Source organism: Nonomuraea sp. N2-4H (assembly GCF_045291505.1).
GTDB classification, from domain to species: Bacteria; Actinomycetota; Actinomycetes; order Streptosporangiales; family Streptosporangiaceae; genus Nonomuraea; species Nonomuraea fastidiosa.
Genome location: NZ_CP147987.1, coordinates 6,177,913 through 6,193,865, shown reverse-complemented (window position 1 = coordinate 6,193,865; position 15,953 = coordinate 6,177,913). Strand labels below are relative to the sequence as shown.

General features: G+C 72.0%; 15 protein-coding genes and 1 pseudogene. 11 read left to right on the top strand and 5 right to left on the bottom strand.

Annotated features, from left to right (window positions below):
- Positions 1 to 78: 78 nt before the first annotated feature.
- Genes WBK31_RS28365 through WBK31_RS28350 form a run of 4 tightly spaced genes read left to right on the top strand, consistent with a single transcriptional unit; the run spans position 79 to position 3,651 of the window.
- On the top strand, positions 79 to 630 hold the full coding sequence (locus WBK31_RS28365) for a MarR family transcriptional regulator (protein ID WP_364061047.1): 552 nt from the start codon (positions 79 to 81) through the stop codon (positions 628 to 630).
- A complete protein-coding gene (locus WBK31_RS28360; RefSeq protein ID WP_364061050.1) occupies positions 614 to 1,546 on the top strand; it encodes a tetratricopeptide repeat protein in 933 nt (310 codons plus the stop codon). The genes WBK31_RS28365 and WBK31_RS28360 overlap by 17 nt, the downstream gene beginning before the upstream one ends.
- 9 nt (positions 1,547 to 1,555) lie before the next feature.
- Complete coding sequence (locus WBK31_RS28355; RefSeq protein ID WP_364061053.1) at positions 1,556 to 2,185, top strand: cytidylate kinase-like family protein; 630 nt, start codon at positions 1,556 to 1,558, stop codon at positions 2,183 to 2,185.
- 56 nt (positions 2,186 to 2,241) lie between these two features.
- Positions 2,242 to 3,651, top strand: a complete 1,410-nt coding sequence (locus WBK31_RS28350; protein ID WP_364061056.1) for an NAD-dependent malic enzyme — start codon at positions 2,242 to 2,244, stop codon at positions 3,649 to 3,651.
- A 225-nt stretch (positions 3,652 to 3,876) separates the two neighbouring features.
- Here WBK31_RS28350 and WBK31_RS28345 read toward each other — a convergent pair whose 3' ends face one another.
- A complete protein-coding gene (locus WBK31_RS28345) occupies positions 3,877 to 4,374 on the bottom strand; it encodes a hypothetical protein (protein WP_364061059.1) in 498 nt (165 codons plus the stop codon).
- Positions 4,375 to 4,566: 192 nt separating this feature from the next.
- On the opposite strand from WBK31_RS28345, the gene WBK31_RS28340 reads away from it, so the two are divergent.
- The 5 genes from WBK31_RS28340 (at position 4,567) to WBK31_RS28320 (ending at position 10,124) form a co-directional block, all read left to right on the top strand.
- Positions 4,567 to 5,595 carry a rod shape-determining protein gene (locus WBK31_RS28340; protein ID WP_364061062.1) on the top strand — a complete coding sequence of 343 codons (1,029 nt, stop codon included), beginning with the start codon at positions 4,567 to 4,569 and terminating at the stop codon, positions 5,593 to 5,595.
- A 155-nt stretch (positions 5,596 to 5,750) separates the two neighbouring features.
- Positions 5,751 to 6,533 (top strand): rod shape-determining protein MreC, encoded by a 783-nt coding sequence (gene mreC / locus WBK31_RS28335; RefSeq protein ID WP_364061065.1) that lies wholly within the window; start codon positions 5,751 to 5,753, stop codon positions 6,531 to 6,533.
- 503 nt (positions 6,534 to 7,036) lie between these two features.
- The gene (mrdA, locus tag WBK31_RS28330) at positions 7,037 to 8,959 is read left to right on the top strand and encodes a penicillin-binding protein 2 (RefSeq protein ID WP_406673438.1); all 1,923 of its coding nucleotides are present in this window, start codon (positions 7,037 to 7,039) and stop codon (positions 8,957 to 8,959) included.
- Positions 8,956 to 9,726 (top strand): FtsW/RodA/SpoVE family cell cycle protein, encoded by a 771-nt coding sequence (locus WBK31_RS28325; protein ID WP_406673437.1) that lies wholly within the window; start codon positions 8,956 to 8,958, stop codon positions 9,724 to 9,726. Before mrdA ends, WBK31_RS28325 begins: the two co-directional genes overlap by 4 nt.
- Positions 9,648 to 10,124 carry an FtsW/RodA/SpoVE family cell cycle protein gene (locus WBK31_RS28320; protein ID WP_378786799.1) on the top strand — a complete coding sequence of 159 codons (477 nt, stop codon included), beginning with the start codon at positions 9,648 to 9,650 and terminating at the stop codon, positions 10,122 to 10,124. The genes WBK31_RS28325 and WBK31_RS28320 overlap by 79 nt, the downstream gene beginning before the upstream one ends.
- A gap of 2 nt (positions 10,125 to 10,126) precedes the next feature.
- Here the strand turns inward: WBK31_RS28320 and WBK31_RS28315 are convergent, their stop codons facing one another.
- The 3 genes and pseudogenes from WBK31_RS28315 to WBK31_RS28305 all read right to left on the bottom strand — a co-directional run bounded on the left by WBK31_RS28315 (position 10,127) and on the right by WBK31_RS28305 (position 13,978).
- A complete protein-coding gene (locus WBK31_RS28315) occupies positions 10,127 to 11,677 on the bottom strand; it encodes a glycerol-3-phosphate dehydrogenase/oxidase (protein ID WP_364061074.1) in 1,551 nt (516 codons plus the stop codon).
- A pseudogene (gene glpK, locus WBK31_RS28310) lies at positions 11,674 to 13,157 on the bottom strand (glycerol kinase GlpK). The gene WBK31_RS28315 and the pseudogene glpK overlap by 4 nt, the downstream one beginning before the upstream one ends.
- A gap of 74 nt (positions 13,158 to 13,231) precedes the next feature.
- Positions 13,232 to 13,978: an IclR family transcriptional regulator gene (locus tag WBK31_RS28305; RefSeq protein ID WP_406673436.1), complete on the bottom strand. Its 747-nt coding sequence runs from the start codon at positions 13,976 to 13,978 to the stop codon at positions 13,232 to 13,234.
- 97 nt (positions 13,979 to 14,075) lie between these two features.
- Here WBK31_RS28305 and WBK31_RS28300 point away from each other — a divergent pair, with 97 nt between their 5' ends.
- Complete coding sequence (locus WBK31_RS28300; RefSeq protein WP_364061083.1) at positions 14,076 to 14,696, top strand: TetR/AcrR family transcriptional regulator; 621 nt, start codon at positions 14,076 to 14,078, stop codon at positions 14,694 to 14,696.
- A 49-nt stretch (positions 14,697 to 14,745) separates the two neighbouring features.
- Here the strand turns inward: WBK31_RS28300 and WBK31_RS28295 are convergent, their stop codons facing one another.
- Positions 14,746 to 15,261, bottom strand: coding sequence for a hypothetical protein (locus WBK31_RS28295; RefSeq protein WP_364061086.1), 516 nt, complete (start codon positions 15,259 to 15,261; stop codon positions 14,746 to 14,748).
- 110 nt (positions 15,262 to 15,371) lie between these two features.
- Between WBK31_RS28295 and WBK31_RS28290 the strand changes: the two genes are divergently transcribed.
- Complete coding sequence (locus WBK31_RS28290) at positions 15,372 to 15,950, top strand: YqgE/AlgH family protein (protein WP_364061089.1); 579 nt, start codon at positions 15,372 to 15,374, stop codon at positions 15,948 to 15,950.
- Positions 15,951 to 15,953: the final 3 nt, after the last annotated feature.

Below are 15,953 nucleotides of genomic sequence, written 5' to 3'. Positions count from 1 at the left end.
GATTCTTGGTCAAGCAAAGAGAGCTGTCGCTGACAGTAATCAGACGAACCGGGACGAGCGGCGCGCTACCGTAGCGCTGTGTCGCAGCCCAAGCCGCTCAACCTGCCGTTCGATCCCATCGACCGCGCCGCGGAGAGCTGGCGCGCTCACTTCGGGCCTTCCGCCGCCATGGCCGCCGTCACCTCGATCATGAGAGCGCATCAGATCCTGCTGTCGCAACTTGACTCGCTCCTGAAGCCCTATGACTTGACCTTCGCCAGATATGAGGCGCTTGTCCTGTTGACCTTCAGCAGAACGGGTGCGCTGCCGCTGTCCAAGATCGGGGAACGTCTCATGGTTCATCCCACGAGCGTCACGAACACGGTGGACAGGCTGGAGAAGTCCGGTTTCGTGTGCCGCATGCCCAACCCGCGCGACGGCCGCGGCGTGCTCGCCGAGATCACCGACAAGGGCAGGGACGTCGTGCGCCGCGCCACCGCCGACCTCATGGAGGCCGAGTTCGGTCTCGGCATGTACGCCGAGGACGAACTCCACCGGATGTTCGACCAGTTGCGCACGTTGCGGGTGGCGGCGGGTGACTTCCCGGCTTCGTCCATACGGCAAGATGAAGAGCATGGCGGACTTCTCTAGGCCCGGGTCACTCTACGGAGCGATAGACCTGGGCGCGCGCAAGCAGGCTCTTGAGGCGCAGGCCCGGCGGGAGGCGGCAGGTCCCCAGGCGGCGTCGGCCTCGGTCGTCGACGTGACCGAGGAGACGTTCTCTGCGGAGGTGATCGAGCGGTCGATGACCGTGCCGGTCGTCATCGACCTGTGGTCGCCGAGGGCGCCGGGCAGCGCACAGCTCAGTCCCGTCCTGGAGAAGGTGGTCGGCGACCTGGGCGGCAAGGTCGTCCTGGCCAAGGTCAACGTTGACGCCAGCCCGCAGATCGCGCAGGCGCTGCGGGTGCAGGCGGTGCCGACCGTGCTGGCGATCTTCCAGGGCCAGGCCGTGACCGGATTCCAGCAGGTGCTGCCCGAGCAGGAGGTGCGGCGCTGGCTCGACGAGCTGATGAAGGCCGTCGAGCAGTTCTACCAGGCCAATCCGGGCGCCAGGCCGCCGGCGCAGGGCGAGGGCCAGGCGCAGGCCGCCCCGCCCGCCGACCCCGACCTGGTCGCCGCCGAGCAGGCCATCGAGGCGGGCGACTACGACGCGGCGATCGCGGCCTACGAGCGGCTGCTGGCCCGCGCGCCCGGCAACGAGGACGCCAAGATGGGGCTGGCGGGGGTCAGCCTGATCAAGCGCACGTCTCAGCTCGACCCCGCCGACGTGCAGCGGCGCCAGGAAAACCCCGACGACATCGACGCCCAGCTCGACGCCGCCGACCTGGAGATGCTGGCCGGCAAGGTCGACGAGGCGTTCAACCGCATCATCGCGGTGGTCAAGCGCACCTCAGGCGACGAGCGCGACCGGGCGAGGAAGCATTTGCTCGGCCTTTTCGACACCCTGCCCGCCGATGACCCATCTTTGGGGAAAGCGCGCAGAGCGTTGGCGAGCGCCCTGTTCTAGCCTGGGGGTATGCGGGTCGTCACCATATCGGCGACATACGGCACGGCCGGTAGCCAGATAGGCCCGGCCGTGGCCGAGCGGCTCGGCGTGCCCTTCGTCGACCGCGCGATCCCCAGCGCGGTGGCCGAGGAGCTGGGCTGCACGCTCGAGGAGGCGCTCGCCCACGACGACCGCGCCGAGCACGGCCTGGGGCGGCTGTTCTCCGGGGCGATGCGGCTGCCGACGGTGACGTTCGGGGGCGTCGACATGTACGTCCCCGGCGCGATGCCGCTCGCCCCCGAGGAGTTCGTCCGCCACACCGAGCGCCTGCTCAAGGAGATGGCCCGCGACCAGGGCGGCGTCTTCCTCGGCCGGGCGGGCGCGGTGGTGCTCGCCGGCCATCCCGGCGCGCTGCACGTGCGGCTCGACGCGCCGCTGCGGCGCCGCGTTCACCAGACGGCCACGCTCGGCTCGATGAGCGAGCGTGAGGCACGCGACATCATCGAGGACAACGACCGCGCGAGGACCGCGTACGTACGCCACTTCTACCGCGTCGATCCGTCCGATCCGTGCCTGTATCACATGGTTCTCGACAGCACCACGATTCCCATTCCCGCGTGCGTGGAGCTGATCGTCATGGCGGCCGAGGCGCGGGGTTGACCGAAAGCCCCCTAACATGGGAGGCATTCTTGGTCAGTCCCGAAGGAGCGATCGACGTGACGACCGTCCCAAGTGTGTCGTACTCCATCACCGTGCGGCTTGAGGTGCCGGCCGGCGGCAGTGCCGTAAGCCAGCTCACCCACGCCGTCGAGTCGGCCGGGGGGGTCGTCACCGCCCTCGACGTCACCAATGCGGGGCATGAGAAGCTCCGCATCGACGTGACCTGCGCGGCGAGGGACACCGACCACGCCCAGGCGATCGTCGACAGCCTTGAGGCCATCGAGGGCGTCGTCATCCACAAGGTGTCCGACCGCACGTTCCTCATGCATCTCGGCGGCAAGATCGAGATGAAGTCGAAGGTGCCGCTGCGCAACCGCGACGAGCTGTCCATGGCCTACACGCCCGGCGTGGCGCGCGTGTCGATGGCGATCGCGCGCAACAAGGAGGACGCGCGGCGCCTGACCATCAAGCGCAACACCGTGGCGGTCGTCACCGACGGTTCGGCCGTGCTGGGGCTGGGCAACATCGGTCCCGAGGCCGCGCTGCCCGTCATGGAGGGCAAGGCGGCGCTGTTCAAACGCTTCGCCGGCATCGACGCCTGGCCGATCTGCCTCGACACCCAGGACGTCGACGAGATCGTCCGCACCGTGCAGGTGATCGCTCCCGGGTTCGGCGGCATCAACCTCGAGGACATCGGCGCGCCGCGCTGCTTCGAGGTCGAGCGGCGGCTGCGCGAGCTGCTCGACATCCCCGTCTTCCACGACGACCAGCACGGCACCGCCATCTGCGTGCTCGCGGCGCTCACCAACGCGCTGCGGGTGGTCAACAAGAACATCGAAGACGTCAAGATCACCATGGCGGGCGCGGGCGCGGCCGGCAACGCCGTGCTGCGGCTGCTGCTGGCGGCCGGGGCCCGCAACGTCATCGTCTGCGACTACCTCGGCGCCGTCCACAAGGGGCGCGACGACCTCGACGACTCGCTGCGCTGGATCGCCGACCACACCAACGCCGAGGGCTACTCCGGCGACCTGCGCGGCGCGGTCAAGGGCGCCGACGTGTTCGTGGGCGTGTCCGCGCCCGGCATCCTCACCGGTGACGACATCGCCTCGATGGCGCCCGATCCGGTCGTGTTCGCGCTGGCCAACCCCGAGCCCGAGGTGTCGCCCGACGAGGCGCGCCAGCACGCCGCCGTGGTCGCCACCGGCCGCTCCGACTACCCCAACCAGATCAACAACGTGCTGGCCTTCCCCGGCGTGTTCCGCGGGCTGCTCGACGCGCAGGCCGCCGGGGTGACGCAGGAGATGCTGCTGGCCGCCGCCGGTGCCCTGGCCGCCGTCGTCACGCCCGAGGAGCTGGGGCCCAACTACATCATCCCCAGCGTCTTCCACCCCGACGTCGCCACCGCGGTTGCCGCCGCCGTCCGCGAGTCCGCGGGCGGTCGTGCCCGGGGCTTCACCGAGGCCTGATCTCCCGCGAGGCCGCGCGCCCCGGCCTCCGCGCTGGAGCCCGTCGCCGGTCCGTCCGCCTTCGAGCTTCGCGCCGAGGCCGGTCCATCCCGGTTCGGCTGCCGAGCCGGGCGCCCAGATTCCCGCGCTGAGGCTCGGCCCGTTGGAGTTCGGCCGCCGCACTGAGGCTTTGTCCGCCCCGTCCCCTTCACTCAGGGGGCGGGGCGGTCGCATGTGCGCGGCCGGTCATGAGGCGGGGACGGCGCTGGTCGCGGCGGGCATCAGGCGGTGGCTCTCCTGGAAGACCAGGTTGTGGGCGTCGGCGGCGGCGATGGCGCGGAGCGTGTCGAGCTGCCCGGCCGCGTCGGACTCGTCGAAGACGTTCAGCGGCCAGTCGCCGACCGTGTTGCCGCGCAGGTGCGGGTGGAGGAAATCGCAGCCGAAGTGGGCGACGAGCGCGATCGGCTGCACGCGGGCGGCGCGCTGCTCCGGCCAGGTGAGCGACCACATCGCGTTCAGCCCGCCCTCCCGCGACCGGGTGACGCCGCTGGCGACGACCTCCCCGGTGCCGAGCAGCAGGTCGGCATTGGCCTCGTCGAGCACCCGGCACGCCACCGGGTCGAGCAGCTCGACGGCACGGGCGAAGAGGCGTTCCTTGTCATCGCGCGTGACGGCCCCGCCGTGCACGCCGTCGCGCAGATCCGTGAAGTGCCTGATCAGGGCTTCGTTCATCGGTGTACGCATGCCCACCACCTGCCCCGCCATAGGCGCACGCCACCTCACCTTGGGTACAACTCCCGCTACAGAAAAGCTCTACTCACATGTTGCGAAAACTTGCTTATGGAGTTATAAGTTTTTCAGATGCGGGCGAAGTGTCACACCGCCCTGAGTGCTGTTCCTCTGTCACCGCGGGTCCAGTCCATTTCCTGGGGGGACATGTCTGTGCTGGATTTCCTCGGCCGTGACATGGCAGTAGACCTCGGCACGGCCAACACGCTCGTCTACGTCCGCAACAAGGGCATCGTCCTCGATGAGCCCTCGGTCGTGGCGCTCAACACCAGGACCGAGAAGATCGTCGCGGTCGGCGCCGAGGCCAAACAGATGATCGGCAGGACGCCCGGTCACATCGTGGCCATCCGCCCGCTCGCCGACGGCGTCATCACCGACCTGGAGGTGGCGGAGCGCATGCTGCGCTACTTCATCCAGAAGGTGCACCGCCGCCGCCACTTCACCCAGCCGCGCCTGGTGGTGGCCGTGCCGAGCGGGACGACCGGGGTGGAGCAGCGCGCGGTCAAGGAGGCGGGCTACCAGGCGGGCGCCCGCAAGGTGTACATCATCGAGGAGCCCATGGCGGCCGCCATCGGAGCCGGGCTGCCGGTGCACGAGGCGGTCGGCAGCATGGTGGTCGACATCGGCGGCGGCACGACCGAGGTGGCGGTGATCTCGCTGGGCGGCATCGTGACCGCCCGTTCGCTGCGGGTCGGCGGTGACGAGCTGGACGAGGCGATCATCTCGTACGTCAAGAAGGAGCACTCGCTGCTGCTGGGCGAGCGCACCGCCGAGCAGATCAAGATCGAGCTGGGCTTCGCCTGGCCGCAGGAGGAGGAGCCGAAGGCCGACATCAGAGGCCGCGACCTGGTCAGCGGGCTGCCGAGGACGGTCACGATCTCGGCGGGGGAAGTCCGTGAGGCCATCGAGGAGCCGGTGCACATGATCATCGACGCCGTCCAGACGGCGCTCGACCAGTGCCCGCCCGAGCTGGCCGGCGACCTGGTCAGGACCGGCATCGTGCTGACCGGCGGCGGCGCGCTGCTGCGCGGCCTGGACAAGCGGATGAGCCAGGCGACCGGCATGCCGATCAGGACCGTGGACAACCCGCTGCACTCGGTGGCGCTGGGGTCGGGACGGTGCGTGGAGGAGTTCGACCGGCTCCACGGCGTGCTGATCCCCGAACCCAGACGGTAGGGCCGTACACCCGACCGGCCTGCCTCAGGCGGGCCCTTTTCGAGAACGGGTGTGCCCGGCCGATCCGGTTCCCCCGATGGCCCGCCAGGGAGGGTGGCGTAAGCGCCCTCCCCGAAGTCGTTCCGGCACGTTCTGCTTTCGAGAGGTGGTGAGCGATGCGTGGGCGTCCGTTGCGGCGTCACCGGGTACTGGCGATCCTGCTGGTCGCCGGTGCCGTGCTGGTCACGCTGGACCTGCGCGGGCACGCGTCGGTGATGCGTGCCGCGTCCGCCGCCGTGGTGGGGCCGGCCGAGGAGTTGCTCGGCGAGGCCACCAGGCCGCTCGGCTCGCTCGCGGGCGGCGGTGACGCGGTCCGCCGCGCCGAGGAGGCCGAGCGGCGCGCCAACCGGCTGGCCGCCGAGCTGTGGGCCGAGCGGGCGGCCCGCGCCCGCGACGCCCAGCGCCACCGCATCGAGGCGGCGCATCCGAGCGTGTCGCTGGTCGACGCCCGGGTGGTCGCGGTACGCGGCGACAGCGTCACCATCGACGCGGGCACCCGGCAGGGAGTGGCCGCCGACATGGCCGTCGTCACCGCGGACGGCCTGGCGGGACGGGTCGTCGAGGCCGGTCCCGACGTCGCCACCGTACTGTCGATCACCGCGCCGTCGGCCGCCGTCGGAGTCAGGGTGGCCGGTTCCGGCGTGATCGGCACGGTCGAGGGCCGCCGCGACGGGCTGCTCGCGCTGCGGCTGCTCGACGCCGACACCGAGCTTCGGCCGGGCCGGCGGGTGGAGACGCTGGGGTCGAGCGGGGGCAGGCCATACCCGCCAGGCGTGCCCGTGGGCACCGTCGAGCGCGTGGACCCCGCCCGCGACCAGCTCACCCGCACCGCACTGGTGCGCCCGGCCGTCACCTTCAGCACCCTCGACGTGGTGGGCGTGATCAAGGATGCGGATTAGGCTCGCCGCGGCGGTGGCGCTGGCCCCGCTGCTCGACGTGACCCTGCTCGGGCGGCTGCCGTTCCCCGCGCCCGATCTGTCGCTGGCCGTGGCGGTGGCGGCCGGCGTGCTGACGGGGCCGGTCTCCGGAGCGGTGACCGGCTTCGCGGCCGGGCTGGTCGCCGACCTGGTGCCGCCCGCGCTGCCGCCCGCCGGGCGCAGCGCGCTGCTGTTCTGCCTGGCCGGATACGCCGCGGGATGGCTCGCCCGCAGGCTGCCGGGCACCGCCGGGGTGTTCGCCGCGAGCGCGGCCGGCGGCCTGCTCCCGGTGCTCGCCGCGCTGCTCCTGGGTGTCTGGCCGGGCGCGCCCGCGCCGGAGCCCGGCCACGTGGCGGACGCCACGGCGGCCATCGCCCTGCCGGACGCCGGAGCGGCGCTCGCCGCGTTCCCGTGCAACCTGATCGCCGGCCCGCTGATGTGGCGCCTGCTGATCCGGCGCCGCCGGGCTTCACGGAGACTTCCCGATGCGACACTCACGCTTCCGGCTGCCACTGGTGCACCTGCTGGTGGCGGTGCTCTTCATCACCTTGCTCGGACGGCTGTGGCAGGTGCAGATCGTGGACGGCGAGCGCTACACCCGAGCCGCCGTCGCCGACCACGTACGCCGCATCGCCATCCCGCCCGTGCGCGGGCGCATCCTCGATGACCGGGGCCGCCCGCTGGCCCGCAACCGCGCCGAGATGACGGTCTCGGTGGACCGCGTGGCGCTGCGCCGCCAGCCCGACGGCGGCCGCGCCACGCTGCGGGCGCTGGCCGAGCTGCTCGACCGGCCCTACAAGGAGCTGGCCAGGCGGCTCCGGCTGTGCGGGCCGAAGGTGGGCAAGCCGTGCTGGGCGGGCTCGCCGTACCAGCCGATCCCGGTCGCCGAGGGGGTGGCCGAGCGCAAGGCGATGCAGATCGTCGAGCGTCCCGAGCGCTTCCCCGGCGTGAGCGCGGCGCCCGCCCCCGTACGCGACCACCCGCGCGGCGAGCTGGCCGCGCACGTGCTCGGCTACCTGTCGCCCGGCGAGGGCAAGGGCGCCGACGGCCTGGAGGCCGCCTACGAGGCCGACCTGAAGGGCCGCCCCGGCAGCAGGGAGGTGGTGGTGGACAGCGCGGGCCAGGTGCTGCGCACGGTGCGCGAGCAGCCGCCGGTGCCCGGCTCGACGCTGGTCACCAGCATCGACGCGGACGTGCAGCGGGTCGTGGAGCGCGCGCTGAGCAAGGCGGTACGCGGCGCGCGCGGCGCTGACTCGGGCGCGGCCGTGGTGATGGAGGCGCGCACCGGCAGGATCGTCGCGATGGCCTCCGCCCCCGGCTATGACCCCCGCGTGTGGACGGGCGGCATCGACCAGGCCGACTACCGGAAGCTGACCAGGGACGACCGGCTGCTGTCGCGGGCCGTTCAAGGTCAGTGGCCGCCCGCGTCCACCTGGAAGATCGTCTCCACGGCCGCCGCCGCGGCCTCCGGCTACCCGCTCGACGGCCGCTACGACTGCCCCGGCTCGTACCAGGTGGGTGACCGTGCGTTCCGCAACGCGGGCGGCGCGGACCTCGGCACCATGAACCTGCACCGCGCGCTCGTCGTGTCGTGCGACACGATCTACTACCGCTTCGCCGAGCAGCTCTGGGGCAAGGGCGACGACGAGGCCATGCAGCGCATGGCGCGGGCGTTCGGCTTCGGCGCGAAGACCGGCGTGGACCTGCCCGGCGAGGCCGCGGGACGGGTGCCCGACCGGGCGTGGAAGAAGGCGTTCTGGGAGGCGACCAGGGACGAGACGTGCGAGGCGGCACGCAAGGGCTACCCGGAGGTCGCCAAGAAGGACCCCCGCAGGGCCGCCTACCTGAAGGCGGTGGCCGCCGAGAACTGCGCGGGCGGCTACGCCTGGAGCGCCGGAGACGCCGCGAACTTCTCCATCGGCCAGGGCGACGTGCTGGTCACGCCGCTGCAGCTGGCCCGCGCGTACGCGGCGCTGGCCAACGGCGGCACGCTGTTCAGCCCGCGCGTCGGCAAGGAGGTGCGCGGCCCCGACGGCGCCCTAGTACGGAAGATCACCCCGCCCGTCGCGGGACGCCTGCCGGTGCCCGCCAAGACCCTGCGCTACCTGCGCGACGCCCTGGCCGAGGTGCCGAGGTCAGGCACGGCGGCGCAGGCGTTCGACGGGTTCCCGTTCGGCAGGCTGGCGGTGGCCGGCAAGACCGGCACGGCCGAGGCGTACGGGGCCACCGACACGTCCTGGTTCGCCTCCTTCGCCCCCGCGAAGAAGCCGAAGTACGTGGTGGTGGCCGTGGTCTCCAAGGGCGGCGCGGGCGGCGAGGCCGCGGCGCCCGCCGTCAGGGAGATCTGGTCCGGCATGTACGGCCTGGAGGGCCGCAAGGCCGCGCTGCCCGAGCGGAGCCGCCGATGACCGCCACCCAGGATCCCCAGGTCCTGCGCCGCCTGCGCGCGGACGGCGCGCTGCCGGGCTCGCGCCGCCGCGGGCTGCTGCGGCTGCTCAAGGCCGTGGACTGGCCGCTGCTGCTGCCCGCCCTGGCGCTCTCGCTGGCCGGCGTGCTGCTGGTCTGGTCGGCGACCCGGCCGAGGATGGCCGCGGCCGGTGACGACCCGCAGACGTACCTCGTCAGGCAGTCCGTGAACGTGCTGGTCGGCCTGGCCGTCATGGCGGTGGTCGCGCTGCCCGGCCGTGGCGCGCTGCGCGCCTGGGCGCTGCCCGCCTACCTGGTGAGCGTGCTCGGCCTGGCCGCCGTGCTGACCCCGCTGGGCAGGACCGCCAACGGCGCGCAGTCGTGGCTGAGCATCGGCGGGCTTGAGCTGCAGCCGTCGGAGCCGGCCAAGGTCACGCTGGTGCTCATGCTGGCCGTGCTGCTCGCCGAGCGCTCGCGCAGGCGGGTGCCGCTCGCGCTGGCGGCGGCCGGGCTGCCGCTCGGCCTCATCATGCTCCAGCCCGACCTCGGCACCGCGATGATCATGGTGGTGACCACCGGCGGCATGCTCGTGGTGGCCGGTGTGCGCTGGCGGTGGCTGGCGCTGCTGGCCGGGGCGGGGCCGGCGCGGCGGTCGCGGCCTGGTTCCTCGGGCTGCTCCGCCCGCACCAGGTGCAGCGGCTGCTCACGTTCGCCGACCCGATGGCCGACCCGCAGGGCGCCGGCTACAACGCGGCGCAGGCGCTGGTGACGGTCGGCTCCGGCGGGCTGTTCGGGCGCGGGCTGTTCCACGGCGACCAGACCGGCGGCAGGTTCGTCCCCGAGCAGCACACCGACTTCATCTTCACGGTCGCGGGGGAGGAGCTGGGCTTCGCCGGCGCGGCGCTGCTGCTCGTGCTGCTCTGGCTGGTGCTGCACAGGGCGCTGGCGATCGCGGCGGCGGCCGCCACCCCGTACGGCAGGCTGGCCGCCGCCGGCATCGTGTGCTGGCTGGCCGCGCAGACGTTCATCAACGTCGGCATGGTGGTGGGGCTGACCCCGATCGTGGGCGTGCCGCTGCCGTTCGTCTCGTACGGCGGCTCGTCGATCGTGGCCTGCCTGGCGGCGGTGGGCGTGCTGATGTCCGTACGCCGCCAGGCGAGCCGGTGACTTCAGGCCAGCAGTTCGGCGATCTTCGCCCGGACCTCGGGCGTGTCCAGGCCGCGTACGGTGAGCGTGGTGCGGCGGCGGACGATGTCGTCCACCGTGGCCGCCCACTCGTGGTCGCGGGCGTAGACCGCCTGCGCCCAGATGTCGGGCCCGTCGGGGTGGATGCGCTCGCCGAGCGACGGGTCCTCGCGGATCATCCTGGCCAGGTCGAACGCGATCGACCCGTAGTGGGTGGCGAGGTGCCTGGCGACCAGCGGGTCCATGCGGGCATCGCGCTCGCGGTCGGTCCACAGCCGCATGGCCACCGCGTCGGGGCTGGCCAGGCCCGGCAGCGGCACCGCGGGCAGCGGGGTGACCAGGTCGTCGCCGAGCGGCCGGTCCGGCAGGTGGGCGAGGATGTCGAACACGTGCTTGCCGATGTGCCGGTACGTCGTCCACTTGCCGCCCGCCACCGACAGCATGCCGCCTGAGCCCATGGTCAGCACGGTCTCCCGCTTGGCCGCCGTCACATCCTCGGGCCCGCCGGGCAGCACCCGCAGGCCGGCGAAGGCGTAGGTGATGTCCTCGCGCCTGAGCTGGGTGTCGCGTACGGAGTGCCCGGCCTCGTCGAGGATCTGCGCGATGTCGGCCTCGGTCGGGCGGACGTCGGCCGGGTCGCCCACGTACTCCTCGTCGGTGGTGCCGAGCAGCAGGTGGTCCTCCCACGGGATGGCGAACGACACCCGGTACTTGTCGATCGGCGTGGTCAGCGCCGCCTTCCACGGCTCGTGACGGCGCAGCACCAGGTGCGCGCCCTTGGACAGGCGGATGCTCGGCGCGGCGTCCGGGTCCTCCATGCGCCGCAGGTGGTCCACCCACGGCCCGGTGGCGTTGAGCACGAGCCTGGCCGAGACGCCGAACTCGGTGCCGTCGAGCCGGTCGCGCAGCTCGGCGCCGCACACGGTGCCGTTCGTCTTGCGCAGGTCGACGACCTCGGCGTGGTTGAGCACGGTGGCGCCCGCGTCCACGGCGGCCCGCACGGTCATGACGGCTACGCGGGAGTCGTTCATCTGGTGGTCGCCGTAGACGGCCGCGCCGCGCAGCCCCTCGGTGCGCAGCGCCGGCACCTTGGCCACGGCCTGGTTCGGCGTGATCACCTTGCCCATGCCGTCGCCGAACACCGACAGCGCCGAGTACAGGAACACGCCCGCGCCCAGCTTGGCCGCGCCGTGCGGCCCGCCCTTGTAGATGGGCACCAGGAACGTCAGCGGCTTGACCAGGTGGGGGGCGATGTCGGCGGCCAGCGCCCGGCGCTCGCGGTGGTTCTCCGCCACCAGCTTGACGTTGCCCGTCTGCAGGTAGCGCAGGCCGCCGTGGACGAGCTTGGATGAGGCGCTGGAGGTGGCGCCGGCGAAGTCGCCCGCGTCCACCATCGCCACCCGCAGCCCTGCCTGGGCGGCCATCCAGGTGACCGAGGTGCCGAGGATGCCGCCGCCGATCACCAGCAGGTCGAAAGTGGTGGTGGAGAGCTCCTCGCGGACCTGTGCCCGGTCGGTGCCGATCGTGGTCGTCATGCACACTCCTCCTGCTCGACCCAGTCGAGGGTCCTGGCCACGGCCTTCTTCCAGTTGCGGTATTCGCGCTCGCGGACCTGCTCGTCGATGGCCGGCCGCCACTCGGCGGCCTTGTGCCAGTTGGCGCGCAGGCTGTCGAGATCGGGCCAGTAGCCGGTGGCGAGGCCCGCGGCGTACGCGGCGCCGAGCGCGGTCGTCTCCGACACCATCGGCCTGATCACCGGCACGGCAAGCACGTCGGCGAGCGTCTGCATGAGCAGGTTGTCGGCCGTCATGCCGCCGTCGGCGCGCAGCGTCGTCAGGTCGAGGCCGGAGTCGGCGTTCATGGCGTCGACGACCTCGCGGGTCTGCCACGCGGTCGCCTCCAGCACGGCCCGCGCGATGTGTCCCTTGGTCACGAACCCGGTCAGCCCCGCGATCACGCCCCGCGCGTCGGAGCGCCAGTGCGGAGCGAACAGCCCCGAGAAGGCGGGGACGAAGTAGCAGCCGCCGTTGTCGTCGACGGTCCGCGCCAGCGTCTCGATCTCGGCCGCGCTGGAGATCAGGCCGAGGTTGTCGCGCAGCCACTGCACCAGCGAGCCGGTGACCGCGATGGCGCCCTCCAGCGCGTACGTGGCCGGTCCCGCGCCGATCTGGTAGCCCACGGTGGTCAGCAGGCCGTGCTTGGAGACCACCGGCTCGTGCCCGGTGTTCATCAGCAGGAAGCTGCCCGACCCGTACGTGCTCTTCACCTCGCCGGGGAGAAGCAGGTCTGGCCGAACAGCGCCGCCTGCTGGTCGCCGAGCGCCGACGCCACCGGGACGCCGTCCTGCGTGCGCCCGTAGACCTCGGCCGACGGCCGGATCTCCGGCAGCATGGCGCGCGGCACCCCGAGCGCGGCCAGCAGCTCGTCGTCCCACTCCAGCGTGTGGATGTTCATCAGCATCGTGCGGCTGGCGTTGGTCACGTCGGTGATGTGGCGGCCGGTGAGGTTCCACAGCAGCCAGCTGTCCATCGTGCCGAACAGCACCTCGCCGCGCTCGGCCCGCTCGCGCAGGTCGTGCTCGTCGAGCAGCCAGCGGATCTTGGGCCCGGAGAAGTAGGTGTGCAGCGGCAGCCCGGCCCGCTCCCTGAACAGCGGCTCCCGGTCGGCCAGCGACCTGGTCAGCGCGTCGGTGCGGGTGTCCTGCCAGACCACCGCCGGGCAGACGGGACGGCCGGTGTCGCGCTCCCACAGCACCGTGGTCTCGCGCTGGTTGGTGATGCCCAGCGCGGCGATCTGGCCGTTGTCGATGCCGGCCCCGCTCACCGCCTCGGCCAGCACGCCGCGTACGCATTGCCAGATCTCGCCGGCGTCGTGCTCGACCCAGCCCGGCCTGGGGAAGATCTGCCGGTGCTCGCGCTGGGCGACGGAGATGATGTGGCCGCCTTCGTCGAAGACGATGCACCGGCTGGACGTGGTGCCCTGGTCGATGGCTGCGATGTAGTGCGGTCGAGGCACTGGGTTCCTCGCTAGTGCTCCGGGTTCGACAATGCCGAACGAATGCTATGTGGTGGGTGGTAGGTGTTCAAGTGTCATCTGGCCAGGTCACGAGTGATCGCCCGGGCGGCGTCCCGTACGTAGGAGACGTACTCCATGTGCAGCTCGCCGCCGGGCGCGAGCCGCTCGACGGCGCCGCGGATGCCGATCGCGCCCACCACCAGGCCGCGCGGGTCCTTGATCGGCGCGGCGATGGCCACCTCGCCCTCCGTCAGCTCCTCCATCTCCGCCGCCCAGCCGCGCGATCTCACCAGATCGAGCTCCCGCTCCAGCGCGGCCGGATCGACCAGCGTGTTCTTGGTGTACGGCTCAAGGGGGCCTGGCGGCTCGTCGTAGGGGTCGTAGGCGAGCAGCACCTTGCCCAGGGCGCTCGCGTGCGTCGGCAGATACGTGCCCACCTGCAGCGTCTGCATGCTGTTGTCGGGGCGGAAGACGTGGTGGATGACCAGCACGTGGCCCTCGTGCAGGGTGCCGATCCAGGCGCTCTCCCTGCTGCGGCCGGCCAGCGCGTCGGCCCAGTTGATGGAGCGGGCGCGAAGCTCGTTGACGTCGAGGTAGCTGCTGCCGAGGTGGAGCAGGGTGGCGCCCAGGCGGTACTTGCCCGTCTCCTGGTCCTGCTCGACGAAGCCCACCCGCACGAGTGTCCGCAGGATGCCGTGTAGCGTCCCCTTCGGCAGGCCGAGCGCCCTGGCCAGCTCGGCGACCCCGAGCTGGCGCGGGCCGGAGGCGAGCAGCCGCAGGATCGCGGCGGCTCGTTCGACGGACTGAATCGTCTCTCCCACGTGAGGGACACTAGCGCACTTTCGTTCGGCAATGCCGAACGCGAACCTAATGGAACGCCAGTTTCGATAAGCTGTCGGCAGACGGCGAGGAGACTCGATGGACCGACCTTCCCGTTCGGCGGGAACCGTGCGGCCGGGCGGCCGCACCGCGCGGGTGCGCGCCGCCGTGCTCGAGGCCACGCAGGACGCGCTGGTCGAGCATGGCTTCCACGCGCTGAGCATGGATCAGATCGCGGCCAGGGCGGGCGTCGGCAAGACGACCGTCTACCGGCGCTGGGGCACCCCCGCGGGCCTGGTGACCGATCTGATGAACGAGCTCGCGAACCAGTCCGCGCCGCACTCCGACACCGGCGGCATCGAGGGCGACCTGCGCGCGAACGCGCTGATGGTGCTGGAGGCGATCAACGACCCCCGGCTCGGCGCCACGTTCCAGGCCGTCATCGCCGCCGCCACCGGCGACGAGGAGGCGGCCCGCGCGCTGCGCACCTTCTACCGGCGCCGCATCGACGAGTGGGCGGCCGTCGTGGACCTCGCCGTCGCCAGGGGCGAGCTGCCCCCGGGCACCGATGGGAAAGAGCTGATCAAAGCCGTCTCCGCGCCGCTGTACTACCGGCTGGTCGTCACGCGCGAGCCGGTCACGCGGGAGGCCGCGCTGGCCTCCGTGGACCGCGCGCTCGCCGCCGCCAGGGCGGGCGCGTTCGTGGCGGAAACCGTGTGACAAGGCGTCCGTGACAGCGGGTTCGGCCTGGAAGGCGCGTGAACCCGTGTCACGATGAGCGTGGCCAGATCGAGCCGTACCACCAGAGGATCCCGCCCATCACGACCATGCCGCCCGCGGTGGCGAGCTTGCCCAGCAGGTCGGTGGGCGGGCCGGTGAACGGAAGCTGCCGGCGGTGGTGGCCCCACGGGCAGTCGTTCTCCACCCGGGTCGAGTCGATCAGCGTCTCCGGCGTGCTGTCGCTCACCGAGAACGCCTCGATCTCGGCGCTGCTGCCCCTGCGCACCTTCACGTGCCGGACGATCGACTTGCGGGCCGGGATCGACCCGCTGGCCACGCTCTCGCCGTCGGCCTTCAGGTCGAACCTGACCATCTGACGGGTCTGGTTGTGCAGCCGTACGGTCGCCCGGCCCGTACGGCAGGCCACGTCGTCCACCGTCATCGTGAACGGGTCACCGGTGTCCGACCCCGGCCAGGCGTGGGCGGGCGACGGCAGCAGCAGGGGAAGGAGCACGAGAGCCGCCAGCGGCAGGCAGGCCAGGACGAGACGAGTACCGATGCGCATGGCTCCCCCCGAACGTGATCTTCGCTACCTAAAGTTCCCAAGCGTGCACGAAAAGTAACATGGGGGGATCGGGGGAGCGCGCACCCCCGGTGAGCCTTCATGATGGATGTATGGCGGAAGCGATCTACGTCGGCGGGTTGTTGGTGGCGACGCCGCTTCTCGACGACCCCAACTTCCGGCGTAGTGTCGTGCTGATCCTGGAACACGACCACGACGGCGGAACGTTGGGCGTCGTGCTCAACAGGCCGAGCGACATCTCGGTGACGCAGGTGCTCCCGGTCTGGGATCCTCTCGTCACCGGGCCGCCGGTGCTGTTCGAGGGCGGGCCCGTGCAAACCGACAGCGCGCTCGCATTGGCCGCGGTCCCGAGCGGCGAGGAGCCCCTGGGCTGGCGGCGGCTGCACGCCGGCACCGACTCGGTGGCCAGGCTGGGCACGGTCGACCTCGACGCGCCCCCCGAGATCCTTCAGGGCGAGATCGCGCAGATGCGCATCTTCGCCGGGTATGCGGGGTGGTCGGCGGGCCAGCTCGAAAGCGAGATAGCCGAAGGCGCCTGGTACGTCGTCGACTCCGAGGTCGGCGACACCTTCCACGCCGACCCCGCGTCCCTGTGGCGGCAGGTGCTGCGCCGCCAGCGCGGGGAGCTGGCGTTCGTGGCGACCTGCCCCGACGACCCGACCATGAACTGACCG